Source organism: Polaromonas sp. (assembly GCF_012927415.1).
Taxonomy (GTDB): Bacteria; Pseudomonadota; Gammaproteobacteria; order Burkholderiales; family Burkholderiaceae_C; genus Polaromonas.
This window is the reverse complement of the sequence record NZ_JABBPF010000178.1, coordinates 1-17,655: the sequence shown is the minus strand read 5'-3', so window position 1 is coordinate 17,655 and position 17,655 is coordinate 1. Positions and strand designations below refer to the sequence as shown.

Genomic DNA, 17,655 nt, shown 5'->3' with positions numbered 1-17,655 from the left:
GGAGTTCGAACATGATGAGAAAGTATTTGTGGATTTTTGCCTTTTCGGTCGTAGCGCTCGGCGCCTGTGGCAAAAAGGAAGGGGTGCCGGCCACCGCTGCCGCGCCGGCAGCGCCGGCAGCGCCGGCGAGCGCGGCGGTGGCGGTGAACAGCGAGGAAAAGGTGCTCAACATCTACAACTGGCCGGACTACATCGCCAAGGACATGGTGGCGAATTTCGAGAAGGAGACCGGCATCAAGGTCAATTACCAGACTTTTGAAAACAACGAAGCGCTTCACGCCAAGCTGGTCGCCGGCAATACTGGCTACGACATCGTGGTGCCCGGTGCCGTGTTCGCCAAGCCGCAGATCGACGGTGGCTTGCTGGCCAAAATCGACAAATCCAAAATCAGCCGCTACAGCAATCTGGATTCGGCCATCATGGAGAAGCTCGGCACCATCGATCCGGGCAACGCCTATCTGGTTCCCTGGGCCTGGAGCTTTACGACAGTCGGCATCAACAAGGCCAAGGTCGCCAAGGCGCTGGGCGCTGCGCCCAATCCTTTACCGCTGCCCGATAACGCCTGGGAGCTGGTCTTCAACCCGGTTTATACCGCCAAACTCAAGTCCTGCGGCATTGCCTACCTCGACTCGCCGACCGAGGTGATACCCCCGGCCATGCACTACCTGGGCAAGAACGCCTATTCAAATGACCCGGCCGACCACAGGGCTGCGGGCGAAATGCTGGGCAAAGTGCGGCCGCACATCCGCATGTTCTCCAGCACCATGATCGACGACCTGGCTGGCGGCAAGGCCTGCGTCGCGCTGGGCTGGGCCGGCGACATCAACATTGCCCGCGGCCGCGCCATCGAAAACAAGAACGGCAACGAAGTCGAGGCGCTACTGCCCAAAACCGGCGGTCTGATTTTCTTCGACACCCTGGCGATTCCGAAGGATGCCAAGCATCCCAATAATGCCTATGCCTTTATCGACTACTTCCTGCGACCGGAAGTCTCGGCCTCGCTGACCAATGAATTGGGGTACGCCACCGCCAACAAGGCCAGCCTTTCCAGCGTGAAACCCGAGATCGCCCAGGATATGGCCGTTTTCCCCGATGCCGTGAATCTGCAGAAGATGGTTTCGCCAGCCAGTTTCAGCAACGAAGCGCGTGAGTCCATGAGCAATGTGTTCACCCACTTCAAAAAAGGCAATTAAGCTTTTTTTTCGAGCGCTGCTTTTCGGCTGTGCATGCAATGATTTGTGTGCGCAGCCTTTTTCATGGTGCTTTTGACAGCAGGAACCTACCCCCATGAACGTGCCCCTGTCGCCAGGCGATGGTTATTTGAGAACTGAACAGCTGGTCAAACGCTTTGACGATGTGGTCGCTGTCGATGAAGTGTCGCTGGCCATCAAAAAAGGCGAGATATTTGCCCTGTTGGGCAGCTCGGGCTGCGGCAAGTCGACCCTGCTGCGTATGCTGGCGGGTTTTGAAAAGCCGACCTCGGGCGCGGTGATTCTGAACGGCGTGGACATCGCGTCTTTTCCGCCCTACGAGCGGCCGATCAACATGATGTTCCAGTCGTACGCACTTTTTCCCCATCTCAATGTATGGGACAACATCGCCTTTGGCCTCAAGCGGGAAGGTATGCCCAAGGCGCATATCCTGGCCCGCGTCGAGGAGATGCTCAATCTGGTGCAGATGACGGCGCTGGCCAAAAGAAAGCCGCATCAGCTGTCGGGCGGGCAGCAGCAACGCGTTGCGCTGGCACGCAGCCTGGCCAAAAAACCGCAATTGCTGCTGCTTGACGAACCGTTGGGCGCGCTAGACCGCAAGCTGCGCGAACGCACCCGGTTTGAACTGGTCAACATCATCGAATCGGTCGGCGTGACCTGCGTGATGGTGACGCACGACCAGGAGGAGGCCATGACCATGGCTTCCCGCATTGCCGTCATGAGCCACGGCCGGGTGCTGCAAGTTGGCACACCCCGCGAAATTTACGAGCATCCCAACGGCCGTTTTGTCGCCGACTTCATTGGCAACGTCAACCTGTTTGAAGGGCGGCTAACGCTCGACGAAGCGGACTGCTGGGAGGTCAGCACCGAGCACGGCATCGTGAACGTGGGCCACGGCATCAGCGGCGCGGTGGGGATGTCGGTTGCCGTTGCGGTCCGGCCCGAGAAAATCCACATTGCCAGAGAGCGGCCGCAAATACAGCAGAACCTGTTTACCGGCAAAGTGCGCGAAATTGCCTATTTCGGCAGCTACAGCACCTTTATTGTCGAGATGCCGGGCGGGCGCAGCGTGAAGATTACCGAGACCCATACGCCGCGCCAGGGAAGCAGCATCACCTGGGAAGACCCGGTGTTTTTCTGGTGGGATGAGTTTTCTTCGCTTGTGCTGACGCAGTAAGGCTTGGCAATGAAAAACCTGCTTTCATGGCGGCCCGGGCGGCGTTTTGTGATCGGTCTGCCGTATCTCTGGCTGATCGTGTTTTTTGTCCTGCCCTTTCTGATCCTGCTGCGCATCAGCGTCACCGATATAGGTAACGGCGTGGACCCGTTTGCGCCGTTGCTTGATTCGGCTTCAGGGACATGGCATCTGATTTTGAAATACGACAACTACCTGTCGATTTTCAGCAACCGGGAGCAGGGTGCAGTCTGGGGAAATACGGTTTATCTGGATGCCTACAAGACTTCGCTGAAATATGCGTTTTTGACGACGCTGCTGTGCCTGGTGATTGGTTATCCGTTCGCTTATTTTCTGGCCCGAGCCAAGCCCTCCATCCGCCCGGCGTTGCTGATGCTGGTCATGCTGCCGTTCTGGACTTCATTTTTGCTAAGGGTGTATGCGTGGAAGGGCATCCTGGCCGATCAGGGTGTGCTCAACAATTTACTGATTTGGCTGGGTCTGATTCAGGAACCGATTGCCATGCTTTATACCGACGTGTCCATGCTGGTCGGCATGAGCTATGTGTATTGCCCCTTCATGATTCTGCCGCTGTACGCCAACCTGGTGAAAATGGATGTTCGCCTGCTCGAAGCGGCCCACGACCTGGGCGCTAGTGCCTGGAAGGCGTTCTGGCTCATCACCGTGCCCTTGAGCCGATCCGGCATCATCGCCGGCTGCATGCTGGTGTTCATTCCCTGCGTGGGTGAATTTGTCATTCCCTCGCTGCTGGGCGGCGCTGAAAACATCATGATTGGCCGCGCCGTCTGGGATGAAATGTTCAGCAGCAACAACTGGCCGCGCGCAGCCAGCCTGTCGGTTGTAATGATTCTGCTGATCCTCGTCCCGCTGGCTTTTTATTATCGCGCCAGCAACGACCGCAGCGGTGCCAGGGAGTCCTGACGTGAGAAGTTTGCGGCTCTTTGCGGAAAAGCACCTTGGCCGGCTCTGGCTGGCGCTGGTGTACCTGTTTCTCTACATTCCACTGTTTTTTCTGATCACTTTCTCCTTCAACAGCACGCGGCAGGACGGTGTGTTTACCGGTTTTTCGTTGCGCTGGTATGAAGCCCTGCTTGCGGACTCGCGCCTCGTGGACGGGTTTTTCCTGTCGCTCAAGGTCGCGCTGGTCACGGGTACGCTGTCGGTGGTACTGGGCAGTTTTGCCGCATTCGTGCTGGTGCGCTACCTGCGCTTTAGTGGCCGAACCTTGTTTTACGGCGTGGTCAATGCGCCATTGGTCATGCCTGAGGTGATCATCGGGCTGTCATTGCTGCTGTTGATGGTGGCGGTGCAGCGCACGTTCGGCTGGCCGGAGCGGGGTTTCGTCACCATCGTTATTGGGCATACGCTGCTGGGCATGGCCTATGCCACGGTGGTGATCCAGTCGCGCCTCGGCGAAATGGACCGTGCCATCGAAGAGGCCGCCATGGACCTGGGCTGCCGGCCGGCGCAGGTATTCTTTCGGGTGACCTTGCCGAATATCGCGCCGGCGCTGGTCTCCAGCTGGCTGCTGACTTTCACCTTGTCGTTCGATGATGTGGTGATTTCCGAGTTTTTGTCGGGACCGGGCGTCACGACCTTGCCCCAGGTGTTTTTCAGCTACGCCCGCCGCGGCGTGAACCCGTCCATCTATGCGGCGGCGACGATTTTGATTGTGGTGGTGTCGCTGGGCATCATCAGCTACAGCCTGTCAATGGCGCACCGGCAGCGACGGCTTCAGCGCGAGATCAATGCAGCCCGGTCTCAGGAGCCGGCTGTCGCAAGCCGCGTTGCGGCAAGGTAGCCAGCACCACGCCGGTCAATGCGATGGCGAAGGCGCCGACCTGGGTCGCATTCAGCGTTTCGCCCAATACGATGACGCCGACCGCCGCGGCGCTGACCGGCAACAACACGGTAAACACACCGGCCTGGTTGGCGGAAATGGTTTTCAACCCGGTCATCCAGAGCCAGACCGTCCAGACGCTGGCCGCCAGCGAATAAAATAGCAGTAGCACCCAACTTGACGGCGCCACAGCGGCGAAGTCAAAACCCCAGGCCATCCACAGTCCGAAAGGCGTGATCAGCGCAAACCCCCAGAGGTTGATCAGCGCCGTAATGCGTTTGGGGCTGAGCACGCCGGTCAGCTTTTTACCGATCACGGCATAGGCCGCTTCGCACAGCACGGCACCCACCAGAAACAGATTGCCAAGCCAGACAGGATTTGAGGTCAAATCAGCCCCACGTCCAGCAATTACCGTTATTGTTTGCTCACCTTTTGATAGCGAAACCAGGCCGATCCCGAGCACGGCGCAGGCGACCGCAGCCCCCACACGAAAGCCGACGCGCTCGCGCAAAAACAGCCAGCTCATCACCGCCACGACCGCCGGAATGGCTGCCATGATGACGCCGGCTGCCACCGCGCTGGTCATGCTCACGCCATACAGCATGCAGATTGAAAACAGGAAATTACCCAGAAAGGACTCCAGAAACAGCAGGCGCCGGGTTTGGCCGCTCATGGGAATTTCATCCATTGGTTTTTTCAGCCAGCGCAGCATCGCCAGCCCACCCAGGCCAAAGCGCATCCAGGCGAGCAGAAACACGGGCAAGGCGGCGACCAACGGTTTGGACAGCGCCACGTAGCTGCCCACCAGGGACATGCTGAGTGCGAGGCAGGCGTAGGCCAGAAAGCGATTCATTAAACTGGGGTTCCTGTTGCGCCGGCGTGCTTTCGGCGTGTTGAGATGGCTGACCCGGGGCAGTCAGGCGCCGGGTGAAATCATGCCTTACTTTTATGGGTCAACCGGAGCCTTTTAATGAAGCCGCCAATGGGCCTCCGTCATGTTTTTGTCTACGGTACGCTGCGGCTTGGGGAAGAGCGAGATATCAACCGTCTGCAGCCTGCGCCGCGCCGGGTCGGATGCGCGGTCGTGCGAGGTGTGATGTATCAGCTGGACAGTTATCCGGGTGTGCTGTTGAGCGGCGCGGGCCTGGTTCATGGAGAGGTCTATGAAATCAGCGCGGAACTGGAGCGGCAACTCGACGCAATAGAGGAGGTGTGGCCCCAGCCCAGCGGTGAATACATCAAGCGCGAAATTCAGGTCAGCCTTGAAGGTGTCGCTGGCCAACTTGAGCAGGCCGTCTGCCTGTTCTATGAGATTGCGCCCGAACGGGTGCTCGGCAAAACTGTCATTGCCAGCGGTGACTGGGTGCGCCACCGCGTTGACAGCGCCGTGTGAGTCCTTGCCAACCGGCACGAACTGGATGCCGGGGTGTTTGCGCTGGATGCTGAACCGGATGTCGAGCCGTATTTCGCGTCCACTGACTGCCGGCGTTGTCGTTCATTTCATAATCACATCTATTGTTTTCATATTATAAAAAACTAAAATGTTGCAGTGCAAGAAAATTTCTCAATATGAGAAATGGCGTTTCATATTGCGGCAAATTGGCTATTCATCCATGATTTCATTTGGTTTTATTTTTGTCTTATATAAGACATAAGAGACGACAAAGGTCTTGTACAAGACTTAAAATAAAAACACTTTTTAAACCTATGGAGTTCATCATGCCGCAAAGCCTTACCGAACAACTCAGCCGCGAACAGCAAATTGCCGCCCTGGAAAAAGACTGGGCCACCAACCCCCGTTGGAAGGGAATCAAGCGCGGTTACAGCGCCGCTGACGTGGTTCGCTTGCGCGGCTCGTTCCCGATCGAGCACACGTTGGCGCGCCGTGGCGCTGAAAAGCTCTGGGGCCTGGTTAACAGCGAGCCTTACGTCAACTGCCTGGGCGCATTGACAGGTGGCCAGGCCATGCAGCAGGTGAAGGCCGGCGTCAAGGCGATTTACCTGTCAGGCTGGCAAGTCGCCGCCGACAACAACGGTTACGCAGCGATGTACCCCGACCAGTCGTTGTACCCGGTTGACTCGGTGCCGAAAGTGGTCGAGCGGATCAACAACACCTTCCGCCGCGCCGACGAAATTCAGCATTCCAAGGGCATCGATGCCGGCGACTCAAATTACATCGACAACTTTGCGCCCATCGTGGCCGATGCCGAAGCCGGTTTCGGTGGCGTGCTGAATGCCTTTGAACTGATGAAAGCCATGATCAATTCCGGCGCTGCCGGTGTTCACTTTGAAGACCAGCTGGCTTCCGTCAAGAAATGCGGCCACATGGGCGGCAAAGTGCTGGTGCCTACCGCCGAAGCCTGCCAGAAGCTCATCGCTGCCCGCATGGCGGCCGACGTTTGCGGCGTGCCGACCCTGGTGATTGCCCGTACCGATGCGGAAGCGGCCGACCTGCTGACCAGCGACTACGACGAGAACGACAAGCCCTTCATCACCGGCGAGCGCACCGCGGAAGGTTTCTACAAAACCCGCAAAGGCATGGACCAGGCGATCTCGCGCGCCGTTGCCTATGCGCATTACGCTGATTTGGTGTGGTGCGAAACCGGTACGCCCGACCTGGAATTTGCGAAGAAATTTGCCGATGCCGTGCATGCCGTTCACCCCGGCAAGATGCTGGCTTACAACTGCTCGCCATCGTTCAACTGGAAGAAGAACCTGGATGATGCGACCATCGCCAAGTTCCAGAAAGAACTCGGCGCGATGGGTTACAAGTACCAGTTCATCACGCTGGCTGGCATCCATTCCATGTGGTACAACATGTTCGACTTGGCCCAGGACTATGTGAAACGCGGCATGACAGCCTACATCGAGAAGGTGCAAGAGCCCGAATTCGCAGCCCGCGGCCGTGGCTACACCTTTGTATCGCACCAGCAGGAAGTCGGCACCGGCTACTTCGACGAAGTGACCACCGTGATTCAGGGCGGCAAGTCCAGCGTGACCGCGCTGACCGGTTCGACCGAGGAAGAGCAGTTCCACTGACCTGATGTGCAGTCGGGGCGGCGTAAAATTACGTCATCCCTGCCTTAAGCTTTCAAGCGCGGCCAGTCCGCGCTTTTTTATTTTTGTTTTCGAAACCATGATTCAAATCACACTTCCTGATAGCTCCAAACGCGACTACTCTGACCCTGTCACCGTAGCCGAAGTTGCCGCCTCCATCGGTGCCGGTCTTTCCAAGGCGGCCCTGGGTGGCAAGGTGAACGGCAAGCTGGTCGATACCAGCTATCTCATTGACCAGGATAGTGCGGTCTCCATCATTACCGCCAAGGACGCCGATGGGCTGGAGCTGATCCGCCACAGCGCCGCCCACTTGCTGGCGTATGCGGTCAAGGCGCTGTTTCCGGATGTGCAGGTCACCATTGGCCCGGTGATCGAAAACGGTTTCTTTTATGATTTTTCCTACAAGCGGCCTTTTACCCCGGAAGACCTGGTAGCCATCGAAAAACGCATGACCGAACTTGCGGCCAAGGATGAGCCGGTCACGCGCCGCGTGTTACCGCGCGACGAAGCCGTGGCGTATTTCAAAAGCCTGGGTGAGCATTACAAGGCCGAAATCATCGCCAGCATTCCGGCCAATGAAGATGTGTCCTTGTACCGCGAGGGCGCGTTTGAGGATTTGTGTCGCGGCCCCCATGTGCCAAGCACGGGAAAACTGAAATTTTTCAAGCTTATGAAAGTCGCAGGCGCTTACTGGCGTGGCGATCACCGCAACGAGATGCTGCAACGCATCTACGGCACGGCCTGGGCCTCCAAGGATGAGCTGCAGCAGTATCTGACGATGCTGGAAGAGGCTGACAAACGCGACCACCGCAAGCTGGGCAAGGAGCTTGACCTGTTTCACATTGATGACCATGCGCCGGGTCTGGTGTTCTGGCATCCCAAGGGCTGGACGGTCTGGCAGGGGGTTGAGCAGTACATGCGCAAGGTTTACCAGGACAACGGTTATCACGAAGTCAAGGGTCCGCAACTGCTGGACAAGACGCTTTGGGAAAAGACCGGTCACTGGGACAAGTACCGCGACAACATGTTCACGACCGAAAGTGAGAAACGCGAGTTTGCCCTCAAGCCGATGAACTGCCCCGGCCACATCCTGATTTTCAAGCAGGGCATCAAGAGTTACCGCGATTTGCCGCTGCGCTATGGCGAATTTGGCCAGTGCCATCGCAACGAGCCGACGGGCGGACTGCACGGCATCATGCGTGTTCGCGGCTTCACCCAGGACGATGGCCACATTTTTTGTACCGACGAGCAGATTCTGAAAGAATGCGTTGATTACACGACGCTGCTACAAAAGGTCTACACCGACTTCGGCTTTAAAAATATTATCTACAAGGTCGCCACTCGGCCTGACGCCCGTATTGGCTCTGACGAAAGCTGGGACAAGGCCGAGCACGCCCTGATAGAAAGTCTGCGCGCTTCGGGCTGTGAATTTGAAATTTCCCCCGGGGAGGGCGCGTTTTACGGCCCCAAGATTGAATACACGCTGAAAGACGCGATCGGGCGGCAGTGGCAATGCGGCACAATCCAGGTCGATTTCTCGATGCCAGAACGGCTGGATGCCGAATATGTCGGCGAAGACGGCGCTCGGCATCGCCCTGTGATGCTGCACCGCGCGATTGTCGGAAGCCTGGAGCGATTCATTGGAATTCTGATCGAGGAACACGCCGGTGCGTTGCCAACCTGGCTGGCGCCGGAGCAGGTTTCTGTGCTCACAATTACCGATTCGCAGGCCAATTACGCCAGTGAAGTTGCTAAAACGCTGCGGAATCAAGGGCTTAGGGTCAATCTTGATCTGCGCAATGAGAAAATTACGTATAAAATACGGGAGCACTCGCTGCAAAAGCAACCTTATATCCTTGTCGTCGGTGACAAGGAGATGGTCGCAGGAGCAGTTTCGGTGCGTGCCCGGGGTAACAAAGACCTTGGAGTGATGTCTCTCGAAGCGTTTGCCTTGCAGATTGCGTCTGACATCGCACAAAAAACCTGATTTTCAAAAGTTTTTGATGAATTCGGTCTGTCGTCGTTTTGAGACGGGCACAAGCAGCTATAGCTTTTATAGCAAATATTGAAGGATTCGCACCATCGCTACAGAATTTCGTGACCGCCGTCACCGTGAAGAACGCAAGCATCGCTTGAACCGTGAAATCATGGCCCCTGAAGTACGCCTGAGTGGGCCGGATAATGAGCCCTTGGGCATCGTTAGCCTCATGGAGGCGTTGCGTCTGGCAGGGGAAGCGGACGTTGACTTGGTAGAGATTTCGCCGACGGCGGTACCACCAGTTTGCAGGTTGATGGACTACGGCAAGTTCAAATACGCCGAGCAGAAAAAGGCGGCGGAAGCGAAGTCCAAGCAAAAAGTGATCGAGGTCAAGGAAATCAAATTCCGACCCGGCACCGATGATGGCGACTACAACATTAAGTTGCGCAATATAAAGCGCTTTCTGGAAGATGGCGACAAGTGCAAGATTACCCTTCGCTTTCGCGGCCGTGAAATCACGCACCAGGAACTGGGCTTGGCCCTGCTGGCGCGGATTCGTGATGAGTTGGCTGATTTGATTTTGGTGGAGCAATTTCCCAAGCTGGAAGGCCGGCAGATGGTAATGATGATCGCCCCGGGCCGAAAGAAAGTCGCGGCCAAGGCAGTAGCGGCAGAAGCCGCGCCGTCGGCTGCAATCTGAGCTACCAGTTTGAAATAAGGGCATGCTGATTTTTTGATCATCAGGTTGTGAAAGGTGCCCGTAACAGGGTTCCTGAAGAGGCTGGCGAAAAGCAAGTCTTTCAAAAGTGACGGTGTAAAAGCTGTTGCGCGTGGTGGCAGGTATTAAAACTTGCCATTAACAAGTGGCTCGGGGCCATCAAGTTTGCGAAAGTTTCGCAACGCCTCTCGAGCACAAATGAAAAGGAGCATTCATATGCCCAAAATGAAGACCAAGAGCGGCGCCAAAAAGCGTTTCCGCGTTCGTCCAGGTGGCACCGTCAAACGCGGTCAAGCTTTCAAGCGTCACATCCTGACCAAGAAGACCACTAAAAACAAACGCCAACTGCGTGGTTCAGTCGCTGTTCATGAGACCAACATGGGTCACATGGCACAGATGCTGCCAGGCCGTGGCATTTAACCAACGACGAACAAGGAGTAATACATGCCTCGCGTCAAACGTGGTGTAACGGCTCGCGCCCGCCACAAAAAAGTTCTCGCCCTTGCAAAAGGGTTCCGCGGTCGTCGCGGTAACGTCTTCCGTATTGCCAAAGAAGCGGTAATGAAGGCTGGGCAATATGCCTACCGTGACCGTCGTACTAAAAAACGTGTGTTTCGCCGTTTGTGGATCGCCCGTATCAATGCTGCCAGCCGTTCATTTGGCCTGACCTACAGCCAGTTCACCAATGGGCTGAAAAAAGCCGGTATCGAAATTGACCGCAAGGTTTTGTCCGATATGGCCATCCATGACAGCGCAGCTTTCAGCGCTATTGTCGAGCAGGCGAAAGCCAAGCTGGCTGCCTGATTTTCAGGGCGCCTTGCTATTAAATCAGTAGCTGGCTGCATACGAAAAGGAAAGGCTGGAGCTTGAAAAAGCTCTGGCCTTTTTTTATGGCCCTCTGTGTTGCGCCTGTATGTTGGCCGTGTGGCCGAAGTAGCGCTGCTGTGTTTCTCCCGCACCCGTACAAGAGAATTTATGAACGATGCCAATACCCTCAATGAACTGGTAAGTGCTGCGAAAACCGGTTTTGCGCAGGCCACCACGCCAGCTGATCTGGAAAATGCCAAGGCACAGTTTCTCGGCAAATCAGGGCGCATCACCGAATTGATGAAGGGTATGGCGCGACTGCCCGTGGAAGAAAAAAAATCCCACGGCGCCGCCATCAATCTGGCTAAGCAGGCCATTGAAGCCGCGTTGAACGAGCGTCGTCAGGCGCTCGCCGATGCCGAGCTTGAAAAGCAACTCAAAGCTGAAGCGCTTGATGTCAGCCTGCCCGGCCGCCAGCGATCTCTGGGTGGTTTACACCCGGTATCCCTCACGCTCGAGCGCATCGAAAGCATTTTCGGTTCCATGGGTTTTGACGTGGCACAAGGCCCCGAGATTGAAACGGACTGGTTCAATTTCACCGCACTCAACACGCCCGAAGATCATCCTGCGCGTTCCATGCACGACACTTTTTATGTCGAAGGCGGTCGTGACAACGCGCCCAATTTGCTACGCACCCATACCAGTCCGATGCAGATCCGCTATGCCGTCCAGCATGTCAAAAAACACCGCGCGTTGATCGATGAGGGTGGCCGCATGCCGGAGATTCGCGTTATTGCGCCGGGCCGCACTTATCGGGTCGACAGCGATGCCACGCATTCGCCCATGTTCCACCAATGCGAAGGCTTGTGGATTGGCGAGAACGTGAGTTTCAAGGACTTGAAGTTCGTGTTTACCGATTTCTGCCGGACCTTTTTTGAAAGCGATGACCTCGTGCTGCGTTTTCGCCCGAGTTTTTTCCCGTTCACCGAGCCGAGCGCAGAGATTGACATCCAGTTTCAGACCGGCCCGTTATCTGGACGCTGGCTTGAAGTGGCCGGCTCGGGTCAGGTTCATCCGAATGTGGTGCGCAACATGGGACTTGACCCTGAAAAATATATCGGCTTTGCCTTTGGCATGGGCCCGGACCGGTTGACCATGCTGCGCTACGGCGTCAATGATTTGCGCCTGTTCTTCGACGGCGATATCCGCTTTTTGTCCCAGTTCCAGTCCTGACCAGAACAATCAGCAAAAGAACAAGGCCACACCATGCAATTTCCTGAATCCTGGTTGCGCGAATTTTGCAACCCACCGATCAGCACCGACCAGCTTGCTGAAACCCTGACCATGGCCGGACTTGAAGTTGAAGAACTCAAGCCGGTCGCGCCGCCTTTTAGCCGTATCGTGGTCGGTCAAATCTTGGGAGCTGTGCAGCATCCGAATGCCGATCGATTGCGTGTCTGCCAGGTTGATGTAGGGCAGGGCAGCCCTTTAACCATCGTCTGCGGGGCGCCCAATGCGCGCGTTGGCATCAAGGTGCCTTGCGCGCTGGTGGGCGCTGAATTGCCGCCTGGAGAAGACGGCAAGCCCTTGCTGATCAAGGTCGGCAAGCTGCGCGGCGTCGAAAGCGAAGGCATGTTGTGCTCGGCGCGCGAACTCAGGCTGTCGGAAGACCACGGCGGTCTGCTGGAACTGGCACCTGACGCGTCGCTGGGCCAGGATATCCGCGAGCACCTCAGGCTCGACGACACCTTGTTCACGCTCAAGCTCACTCCCAATCTGGCCCATTGCCTGAGTGTCTTTGGCGTTGCGCGGGAAGTCGCCGCGCTGACCGGCGCGCCTCTGAAATCACCGGTTTTCCCATCTGTTGCCGTGGGTAGTCAAGACAAGCTGGCCGTAAAGGTCAGTGCGCCCGACCTGTGTGGCCGGTTTTCCGGGCGCATCGTGCGCGACGTCAATCCTCAAGCCGCCACTCCGCTCTGGATGGTAGACCGCTTGGCGCGTTGCGGCCAGCGCAGCGTAACCGCGCTGGTGGATATTTCGAACTACGTGATGTTTGAATTAGGTCGCCCCAGCCACATCTTTGACCTCGACAAAATCCATGGCGGGCTTGACGTTCGATGGGGCAAGCCCGGCGAAACGCTCAAGCTGCTCAATGGCACGACGGTGACGGTCGACAATAAAGTCGGCGTAATTGCTGACGAGAATCAGGTTGAATCACTCGCCGGCATCATGGGCGGCGATGGCACTGCAGTGTCCAGCGACACGAAAAACGTTTATGTTGAAGCCGCCTTCTGGTGGCCAAAAGCCATCGCGGGCCGTTCACGCCGCTACAACTTCTCTACCGATGCCGGACATCGTTTTGAGCGGGGCGTGGATCCGGGCCAGACCGTCGAACACATCGAACGCATCACGCAGCTCATCATTGATATTTGCGGCAGCAACACCACGTCGTGCGGTCCCATTGATGATGCCCACGTCAATCTGCCCAAGGCTGTACCCGTAACCTTGCGTGTGGCGCGTGCCGCCAAGGTTATCGGAATGCCGCTGACGCAGGCGCAGTGCCTGGATGCGCTCAAGCGTCTCGGACTGGATGTCGTTGAAGGCGAAGGTACGTTGACGGTCACGCCACCCAGCTACCGTTTCGACCTTCAGATCGAAGAAGACCTGATTGAAGAGGTGGTGCGCATGGTCGGCTATGAGCAGCTGCCCGAAACGCCGCCGCTGGCACCCATTACCGCCAGAATTCGCCCTGAGGCCGAACGCAGTCCGTATGCGGTACGCCGGGCGATGGCTTCGCTCGGCTACCAGGAAACCATCAACTTCAGCTTTGTGGAAGAACGCTGGGAGCACGAGCTCGCCGGCAACCCCGATCCCATAAAGCTGCTCAATCCGATTGCCAGCCAGATGAGCGTGATGCGCTCGTCGCTGCTGGGCTCGCTGCTGCAGGTGCTCAAGTTCAACCTGGACCGCAAGGCGCCGCGCGTGAATGTGTTTGAGCTGGGCCGGATATTTTTGCGCGATGCCCAAAGTCAAAATACCGACTCCACCGTGGCAGGTTTTGACCAACCCATGCGGGTGGCGGGCCTTGCCTACGGTCCACGATCGCAACTGCATTGGGGCCAGCCCGACAAGGCAGTGGACTTCTTTGATGTCAAGGGGGACGTTGAGGCCTTGCTGGCGCCACTGCAAGCGGTTTTTGCGCCGGCAGATCACCCCGCCATGCATCCCGGCCGCTGCGCCAGCGTGAGTGTTGCGGGCAAGCCGGTTGGTTTCGTTGGCGAGTTGCATCCGCAGTGGCGTCAAGGCTACGAACTGGCCCAGGCGCCCCTGCTGTTTGAATTGGAACTCGATGCAGTGCTGCAACGTGAGATGCCGGTTTTTAAAGCGGTCAGCAAGCTGCAGCCGGTCGAGCGGGATATCGCCATCATCGTGGCAGAGAGCGTGACACATGCAGCGCTTATGGCAGCAGTTCACGAAGCCAGCACCGGGGGCTTGGTTAAGGGCGCGGTGCTGTTCGATGTCTACCGGCCCCTGCAGGCCAATGCCGCCATGCAGTTGGGCGAAAAAAGTCTTGCCTTGCGCTTGGTGCTCTCTGGCGGTGCATCGACCTTGACCGATGAAACCATAGAGGGGGTGGTCCAGTCAGTTGTTGCAAGTTTACAGCTTCGGTTGCAGGCGCGACTACGTGCCTGATGCATCTGCTTAATTCGATACAAAAACAATAATCGTCTGGAGGATGCATGGAATTTTCTATTGAAAGTCTGGAAACCCCCGCGCTGACCAAAGCGCATCTGGCCGAGTTGCTGTTCGAGCAAATAGGTCTGAACAAGCGTGAATCCAAAGACATGATAGACGCCTTCTTTGACCTGATATCCGAAGGTTTGGTGGAGGGTAAGGATGTGAAAATTTCCGGTTTTGGCAATTTTCAGATTCGAACCAAAGCGCCCCGTCCCGGCCGCAACCCGCGAACCGGTGAAGCCATTCCCATTCAGGCCCGTCGAGTAGTCACTTTTCACGCAAGCCATAAGCTAAAGGACCAAATACAGGGCATTGGACTGCCTGAATAGGAGGAAGCAGGCGCCTGCTTGAAAGGCTGGAGCTGGTAACAAATCGTCAATTGTGTGACAGAACAACACCTTTCCAAAAATGCGGGCAACCCTTTGCGCTAAGTTTCGACTTGGAGTAAATTTGATGTTTTTCATCATTAGTGTATTGATTTAATTGGAGAAAACACTTCCGTTCATTCCTGCAAAACGCTACTTCACCATTGGCGAAGTAGGTGATTTATGCGGCGTTAAACCTCATGTTCTCCGCTATTGGGAGCAAGAGTTTACCCAGTTACGTCCAATGAAAAGACGCGGCAACCGCCGTTATTACCAGCACCATGAGGTGCTGATGATTCGCCGAATCCGGGATCTGTTGTACGACCAAGGGTTCACTATCAGCGGCGCGCGCAACAAGTTGCAGGAACTCGTTCAAACCGAGCGTGACAAGCGTCGCAACGGCGAGATCATGCTCGAAGGCATGGAACTGCTGGAGGTCGGTGACTCGGTTCTTGAGGACTTTTCCGATTCAGCCGACTTTGAGGACAGTGCGCATGGGCCTGCTGACATGCCCGAGGCAAGCATGTTTCAACAACGGTTGCAACTCCTGCGCCGGGAGCTATGTGAAATCCGCGATCTGCTCAACCCCAGTTATTGACAAGTGTTTCGCCGGGTTATACTTACAACTTATTCGGTGTGTGGCGCAGCCTGGTAGCGCACTTGCATGGGGTGCAAGGGGTCGAAGGTTCGAATCCTTTCACACCGACCATTAGATTAAGGGGTTAGCCGGTAAGTGCCTGCTAACCCCTTTGTCGTTTCTGGGGCTCTTTCTGTAAATTGCCCCCACTGTTGCCCCCACCGAGGGAAAAGGTAGTTTTTTCTCGAAAAGAGTCAGTCAAACAGGGCGCAGTTGCTTTTTTATCCAGATTTCGTCCGAACAGTCCCATGCCTCGCGTCTAGTAGATGAAAAAAGGAAAAGCGTCCAAACGCTCTCAGCACCGAACCAAGTTCCACCTGACCTCCATCCTGCGGGCGCCAGCGCGAGCACACTTCAGGGCAGGTTTATCGCCCCTAAATCACTGTCAAGTTTGAGCGCTTAGGAGCTGCGTGAAATGGTCACCGGATTGATGGCCAGAATTGGTCACGTGATGGGCAAATAGTCCAGCGTGACGAGAACCTTGGGCGACTTTGATGTGCCGTTTTAGGACGGCAGAAGGCTGACAGTGGTAATACACATATGAACCTCACATGCTTCACGACCCAAAGCCGCCGTTACCGGTCGTCGAAAGCGATCATGGAACTTCGCCCTAGAGCGGAGGCCGGGCCGCCTAACTCGCATCGAGCGCAATTGATTCAGCCGATCACAGCCGCTTCAATCGCGGCGACGTTGATTTTCGTCATGGGCATCATCGCCTCGAACGCACGCTTGGCCGCGTCGCCGCCCTTCGCTAACGCATCGGTCAGCGCCTGCGGAGTGATCTGCCAGCTGATACCCCATTTGTCTTTGCACCATCCACACTGGCTCTCCTGCCCGCCGTTGTCGACGATCGCGTTCCAGTAACGGTCTGTCTCCTCCTGCGTTTCGGTTGCAATTTGGAACGAGAACGCCTCGCTATGCGTAAACCGCGGCCCGCCATTGAGGCCGATGCAGGAGACACCCATGACGGTGAATTCAATCGTCCAAACGTCGCCAGCTTTGCCATCGGGATAGTCAGCCGGCGCACGGTGGACGGCGCCAACGCTGCTGTCCGGAAAGGTCTTGGCGTAGAAGCGAGCGGCTTCTTCCGCATCGCGTTCATACCAAAGGCAAATCGTATTCTTGGCCATTTGATTTATTCCTTATGTCAATCAGTGAAAAGAATGAGCCTACTACGCGGCCTCATGGGTTGAAGTCGTTCTGGCGCAGCGGGGTGCTATCTCGGCTCTTGCAGCACTTATTTGTACCTGTCAGAGTTTTTCACATCGGCGAAACGCGCGTGACCCAGGCCGATGTTTCATCGGCACTCGCTCTATGGCGCGAAATCTTCTGGTTCAAAGATTTGCCGGATCTCAATGGTGTCGCCTTCCTCCGCTGGGCAGCGTTGCGCCCACTTCACCACTTCTTCCTTGGACGGCGCTTCCAATAACCAGTAGCCGCCCAACACTTCCTTCGATTTGATGAACGGGCCGTCGGTCACGGAGGGCTTGTCATTAGCGAACGAGACCCGCGCCCCTTTGGCCTGTGGATGCAGGCCATTGAGCGATTCTATTTTGAGCTCTTTACCCATTTCTTCGTTGAACCTTCCCATCGCTTCCATTGCCTTCTGATCCGGCTTGAAGTCTGGCTCAGGTTTCCGATCCTGATAAGCAGCCGGAATCATCAACATCATAAATTTCATGTTTTTCTCCTTTTTCTCAGAGCAATAAATTTCGGTGTGGGCTATGCGGTAAATCTGTGTGCCCCCAATTCTTTGCAATGTAGTCCATTCCAACAGCAGAGCTTACATAGATGATTGATATCGGTCTGCGCGACGGCGTACATACAGGTCCAGCACTGCAGCGGCACAGAGCCAGCCCTCGGCTGTCCAGATGTATGTAAAATCCGTTACCCATTTTTGATTCGGCGCATCGGCCCGGGACTGACGACTTAGTACGTTGTCGGCAATGTGCTGCGTGTGCCTCGGTCTTGTGGCAGGCCTCGGCGCCTAGGCCTTGCACGCAGCGCCTGCTCACGCATTAGCCGTTCGATGCGGTGTAAGCCGTATTCCTCACCCAGTGCCAGCATGTCATTCCACACGGGCTGGGCCCCATACGTGCGGTCGCTGAG

Annotated in this window: 17 protein-coding genes, 1 tRNA gene and 1 pseudogene; 15 read left to right on the top strand and 4 right to left on the bottom strand. The window is 56.4% G+C overall.

From position 1 onward, the window contains the following. The 4 genes from HHJ19_RS14870 to HHJ19_RS14855 all read left to right on the top strand — a co-directional run. A partial coding sequence (locus tag HHJ19_RS14870; RefSeq protein ID WP_366929415.1) for an extracellular solute-binding protein occupies nt 1–1,193 on the top strand: 1,193 nt, incomplete at its 5' end. A gap of 94 nt (nt 1,194–1,287) precedes the next feature. Then, the gene (gene potA, locus HHJ19_RS14865; RefSeq protein WP_296908648.1) at nt 1,288–2,388 is read left to right on the top strand and encodes a polyamine ABC transporter ATP-binding protein; all 1,101 of its coding nucleotides are present in this window, start codon (nt 1,288–1,290) and stop codon (nt 2,386–2,388) included. A 9-nt stretch (nt 2,389–2,397) separates the two neighbouring features. After that, a complete protein-coding gene (locus tag HHJ19_RS14860; RefSeq protein WP_296908647.1) occupies nt 2,398–3,327 on the top strand; it encodes an ABC transporter permease in 930 nt (309 codons plus the stop codon). A gap of 1 nt (nt 3,328) precedes the next feature. Continuing rightward, nucleotides 3,329–4,207: an ABC transporter permease gene (locus tag HHJ19_RS14855; protein ID WP_296908646.1), complete on the top strand. Its 879-nt coding sequence runs from the start codon at nt 3,329–3,331 to the stop codon at nt 4,205–4,207. Here the strand turns inward: HHJ19_RS14855 and HHJ19_RS14850 are convergent. Further along, a complete protein-coding gene (locus tag HHJ19_RS14850) occupies nt 4,152–5,099 on the bottom strand; it encodes a DMT family transporter (RefSeq protein WP_296908645.1) in 948 nt (315 codons plus the stop codon). The genes HHJ19_RS14855 and HHJ19_RS14850 overlap by 56 nt on opposite strands. A gap of 129 nt (nt 5,100–5,228) precedes the next feature. On the opposite strand from HHJ19_RS14850, the gene HHJ19_RS14845 reads away from it, so the two are divergent. The 11 genes from HHJ19_RS14845 (at nt 5,229) to HHJ19_RS14795 (ending at nt 15,618) form a co-directional block, all read left to right on the top strand. Continuing rightward, the gene (locus tag HHJ19_RS14845) at nt 5,229–5,639 is read left to right on the top strand and encodes a gamma-glutamylcyclotransferase (RefSeq protein ID WP_296908644.1); all 411 of its coding nucleotides are present in this window, start codon (nt 5,229–5,231) and stop codon (nt 5,637–5,639) included. Nucleotides 5,640–5,965: 326 nt separating this feature from the next. Beyond that, a complete protein-coding gene (gene aceA / locus HHJ19_RS14840) occupies nt 5,966–7,285 on the top strand; it encodes an isocitrate lyase (RefSeq protein ID WP_296908643.1) in 1,320 nt (439 codons plus the stop codon). Between the two features lie 97 nt (nt 7,286–7,382). Continuing rightward, nucleotides 7,383–9,290 (top strand): threonine--tRNA ligase, encoded by a 1,908-nt coding sequence (thrS, locus tag HHJ19_RS14835; protein ID WP_296908642.1) that lies wholly within the window; start codon nt 7,383–7,385, stop codon nt 9,288–9,290. 85 nt (nt 9,291–9,375) lie between these two features. Then, entirely contained in the window at nt 9,376–9,981 is a 606-nt protein-coding gene (gene infC, locus HHJ19_RS14830) for a translation initiation factor IF-3 (RefSeq protein WP_296908649.1), read from the top strand. Between the two features lie 234 nt (nt 9,982–10,215). Then, entirely contained in the window at nt 10,216–10,419 is a 204-nt protein-coding gene (rpmI, locus tag HHJ19_RS14825) for a 50S ribosomal protein L35 (protein WP_011802230.1), read from the top strand. Nucleotides 10,420–10,443: 24 nt separating this feature from the next. After that, the gene (gene rplT / locus HHJ19_RS14820; protein ID WP_296908641.1) at nt 10,444–10,803 is read left to right on the top strand and encodes a 50S ribosomal protein L20; all 360 of its coding nucleotides are present in this window, start codon (nt 10,444–10,446) and stop codon (nt 10,801–10,803) included. A 171-nt stretch (nt 10,804–10,974) separates the two neighbouring features. After that, nucleotides 10,975–12,039 (top strand): phenylalanine--tRNA ligase subunit alpha, encoded by a 1,065-nt coding sequence (gene pheS, locus HHJ19_RS14815; RefSeq protein WP_296908640.1) that lies wholly within the window; start codon nt 10,975–10,977, stop codon nt 12,037–12,039. 33 nt (nt 12,040–12,072) lie between these two features. Then, the gene (gene pheT, locus HHJ19_RS14810) at nt 12,073–14,499 is read left to right on the top strand and encodes a phenylalanine--tRNA ligase subunit beta (RefSeq protein WP_296908639.1); all 2,427 of its coding nucleotides are present in this window, start codon (nt 12,073–12,075) and stop codon (nt 14,497–14,499) included. A gap of 47 nt (nt 14,500–14,546) precedes the next feature. Next, complete coding sequence (locus HHJ19_RS14805) at nt 14,547–14,873, top strand: integration host factor subunit alpha (protein WP_296908638.1); 327 nt, start codon at nt 14,547–14,549, stop codon at nt 14,871–14,873. Between the two features lie 154 nt (nt 14,874–15,027). After that, on the top strand, nt 15,028–15,507 hold the full coding sequence (locus HHJ19_RS14800) for a MerR family transcriptional regulator (RefSeq protein WP_296908637.1): 480 nt from the start codon (nt 15,028–15,030) through the stop codon (nt 15,505–15,507). Nucleotides 15,508–15,541: 34 nt separating this feature from the next. Further along, nucleotides 15,542–15,618, top strand: a tRNA-Pro gene (locus HHJ19_RS14795). 584 nt (nt 15,619–16,202) lie between these two features. Here the strand turns inward: HHJ19_RS14795 and HHJ19_RS14790 are convergent. The 3 genes and pseudogenes from HHJ19_RS14790 to HHJ19_RS14780 form a co-directional block, all read right to left on the bottom strand. Continuing rightward, nucleotides 16,203–16,676 (bottom strand): VOC family protein, encoded by a 474-nt coding sequence (locus HHJ19_RS14790; protein ID WP_296908636.1) that lies wholly within the window; start codon nt 16,674–16,676, stop codon nt 16,203–16,205. 182 nt (nt 16,677–16,858) lie between these two features. Beyond that, a complete protein-coding gene (locus tag HHJ19_RS14785; protein WP_296908635.1) occupies nt 16,859–17,227 on the bottom strand; it encodes a YciI family protein in 369 nt (122 codons plus the stop codon). A 132-nt stretch (nt 17,228–17,359) separates the two neighbouring features. Next, nucleotides 17,360–17,655: pseudogene (locus HHJ19_RS14780) on the bottom strand (IS3 family transposase); the annotation flags it as partial.

Bases quoted from the DNA above. Each gene is read 5' to 3' on its own strand.
- potA (WP_296908648.1), top strand. From the start codon at position 1,288: ATGAACGTGCCCCTGTCGCCAGGCGATGGTTATTTGAGAACTGAACAG.
- HHJ19_RS14860 (WP_296908647.1), top strand. From the start codon at position 2,398: ATGAAAAACCTGCTTTCATGGCGGCCCGGGCGGCGTTTTGTGATCGGT.
- HHJ19_RS14850 (WP_296908645.1), bottom strand. From the start codon at position 5,099: ATGAATCGCTTTCTGGCCTACGCCTGCCTCGCACTCAGCATGTCCCTG.
- HHJ19_RS14845 (WP_296908644.1), top strand. From the start codon at position 5,229: ATGGGCCTCCGTCATGTTTTTGTCTACGGTACGCTGCGGCTTGGGGAA.
- aceA (WP_296908643.1), top strand. From the start codon at position 5,966: ATGCCGCAAAGCCTTACCGAACAACTCAGCCGCGAACAGCAAATTGCC.
- thrS (WP_296908642.1), top strand. From the start codon at position 7,383: ATGATTCAAATCACACTTCCTGATAGCTCCAAACGCGACTACTCTGAC.
- rpmI (WP_011802230.1), top strand. From the start codon at position 10,216: ATGCCCAAAATGAAGACCAAGAGCGGCGCCAAAAAGCGTTTCCGCGTT.
- rplT (WP_296908641.1), top strand. From the start codon at position 10,444: ATGCCTCGCGTCAAACGTGGTGTAACGGCTCGCGCCCGCCACAAAAAA.
- pheS (WP_296908640.1), top strand. From the start codon at position 10,975: ATGAACGATGCCAATACCCTCAATGAACTGGTAAGTGCTGCGAAAACC.
- pheT (WP_296908639.1), top strand. From the start codon at position 12,073: ATGCAATTTCCTGAATCCTGGTTGCGCGAATTTTGCAACCCACCGATC.
- HHJ19_RS14805 (WP_296908638.1), top strand. From the start codon at position 14,547: ATGGAATTTTCTATTGAAAGTCTGGAAACCCCCGCGCTGACCAAAGCG.
- HHJ19_RS14790 (WP_296908636.1), bottom strand. From the start codon at position 16,676: ATGGCCAAGAATACGATTTGCCTTTGGTATGAACGCGATGCGGAAGAA.
- HHJ19_RS14785 (WP_296908635.1), bottom strand. From the start codon at position 17,227: ATGAAATTTATGATGTTGATGATTCCGGCTGCTTATCAGGATCGGAAA.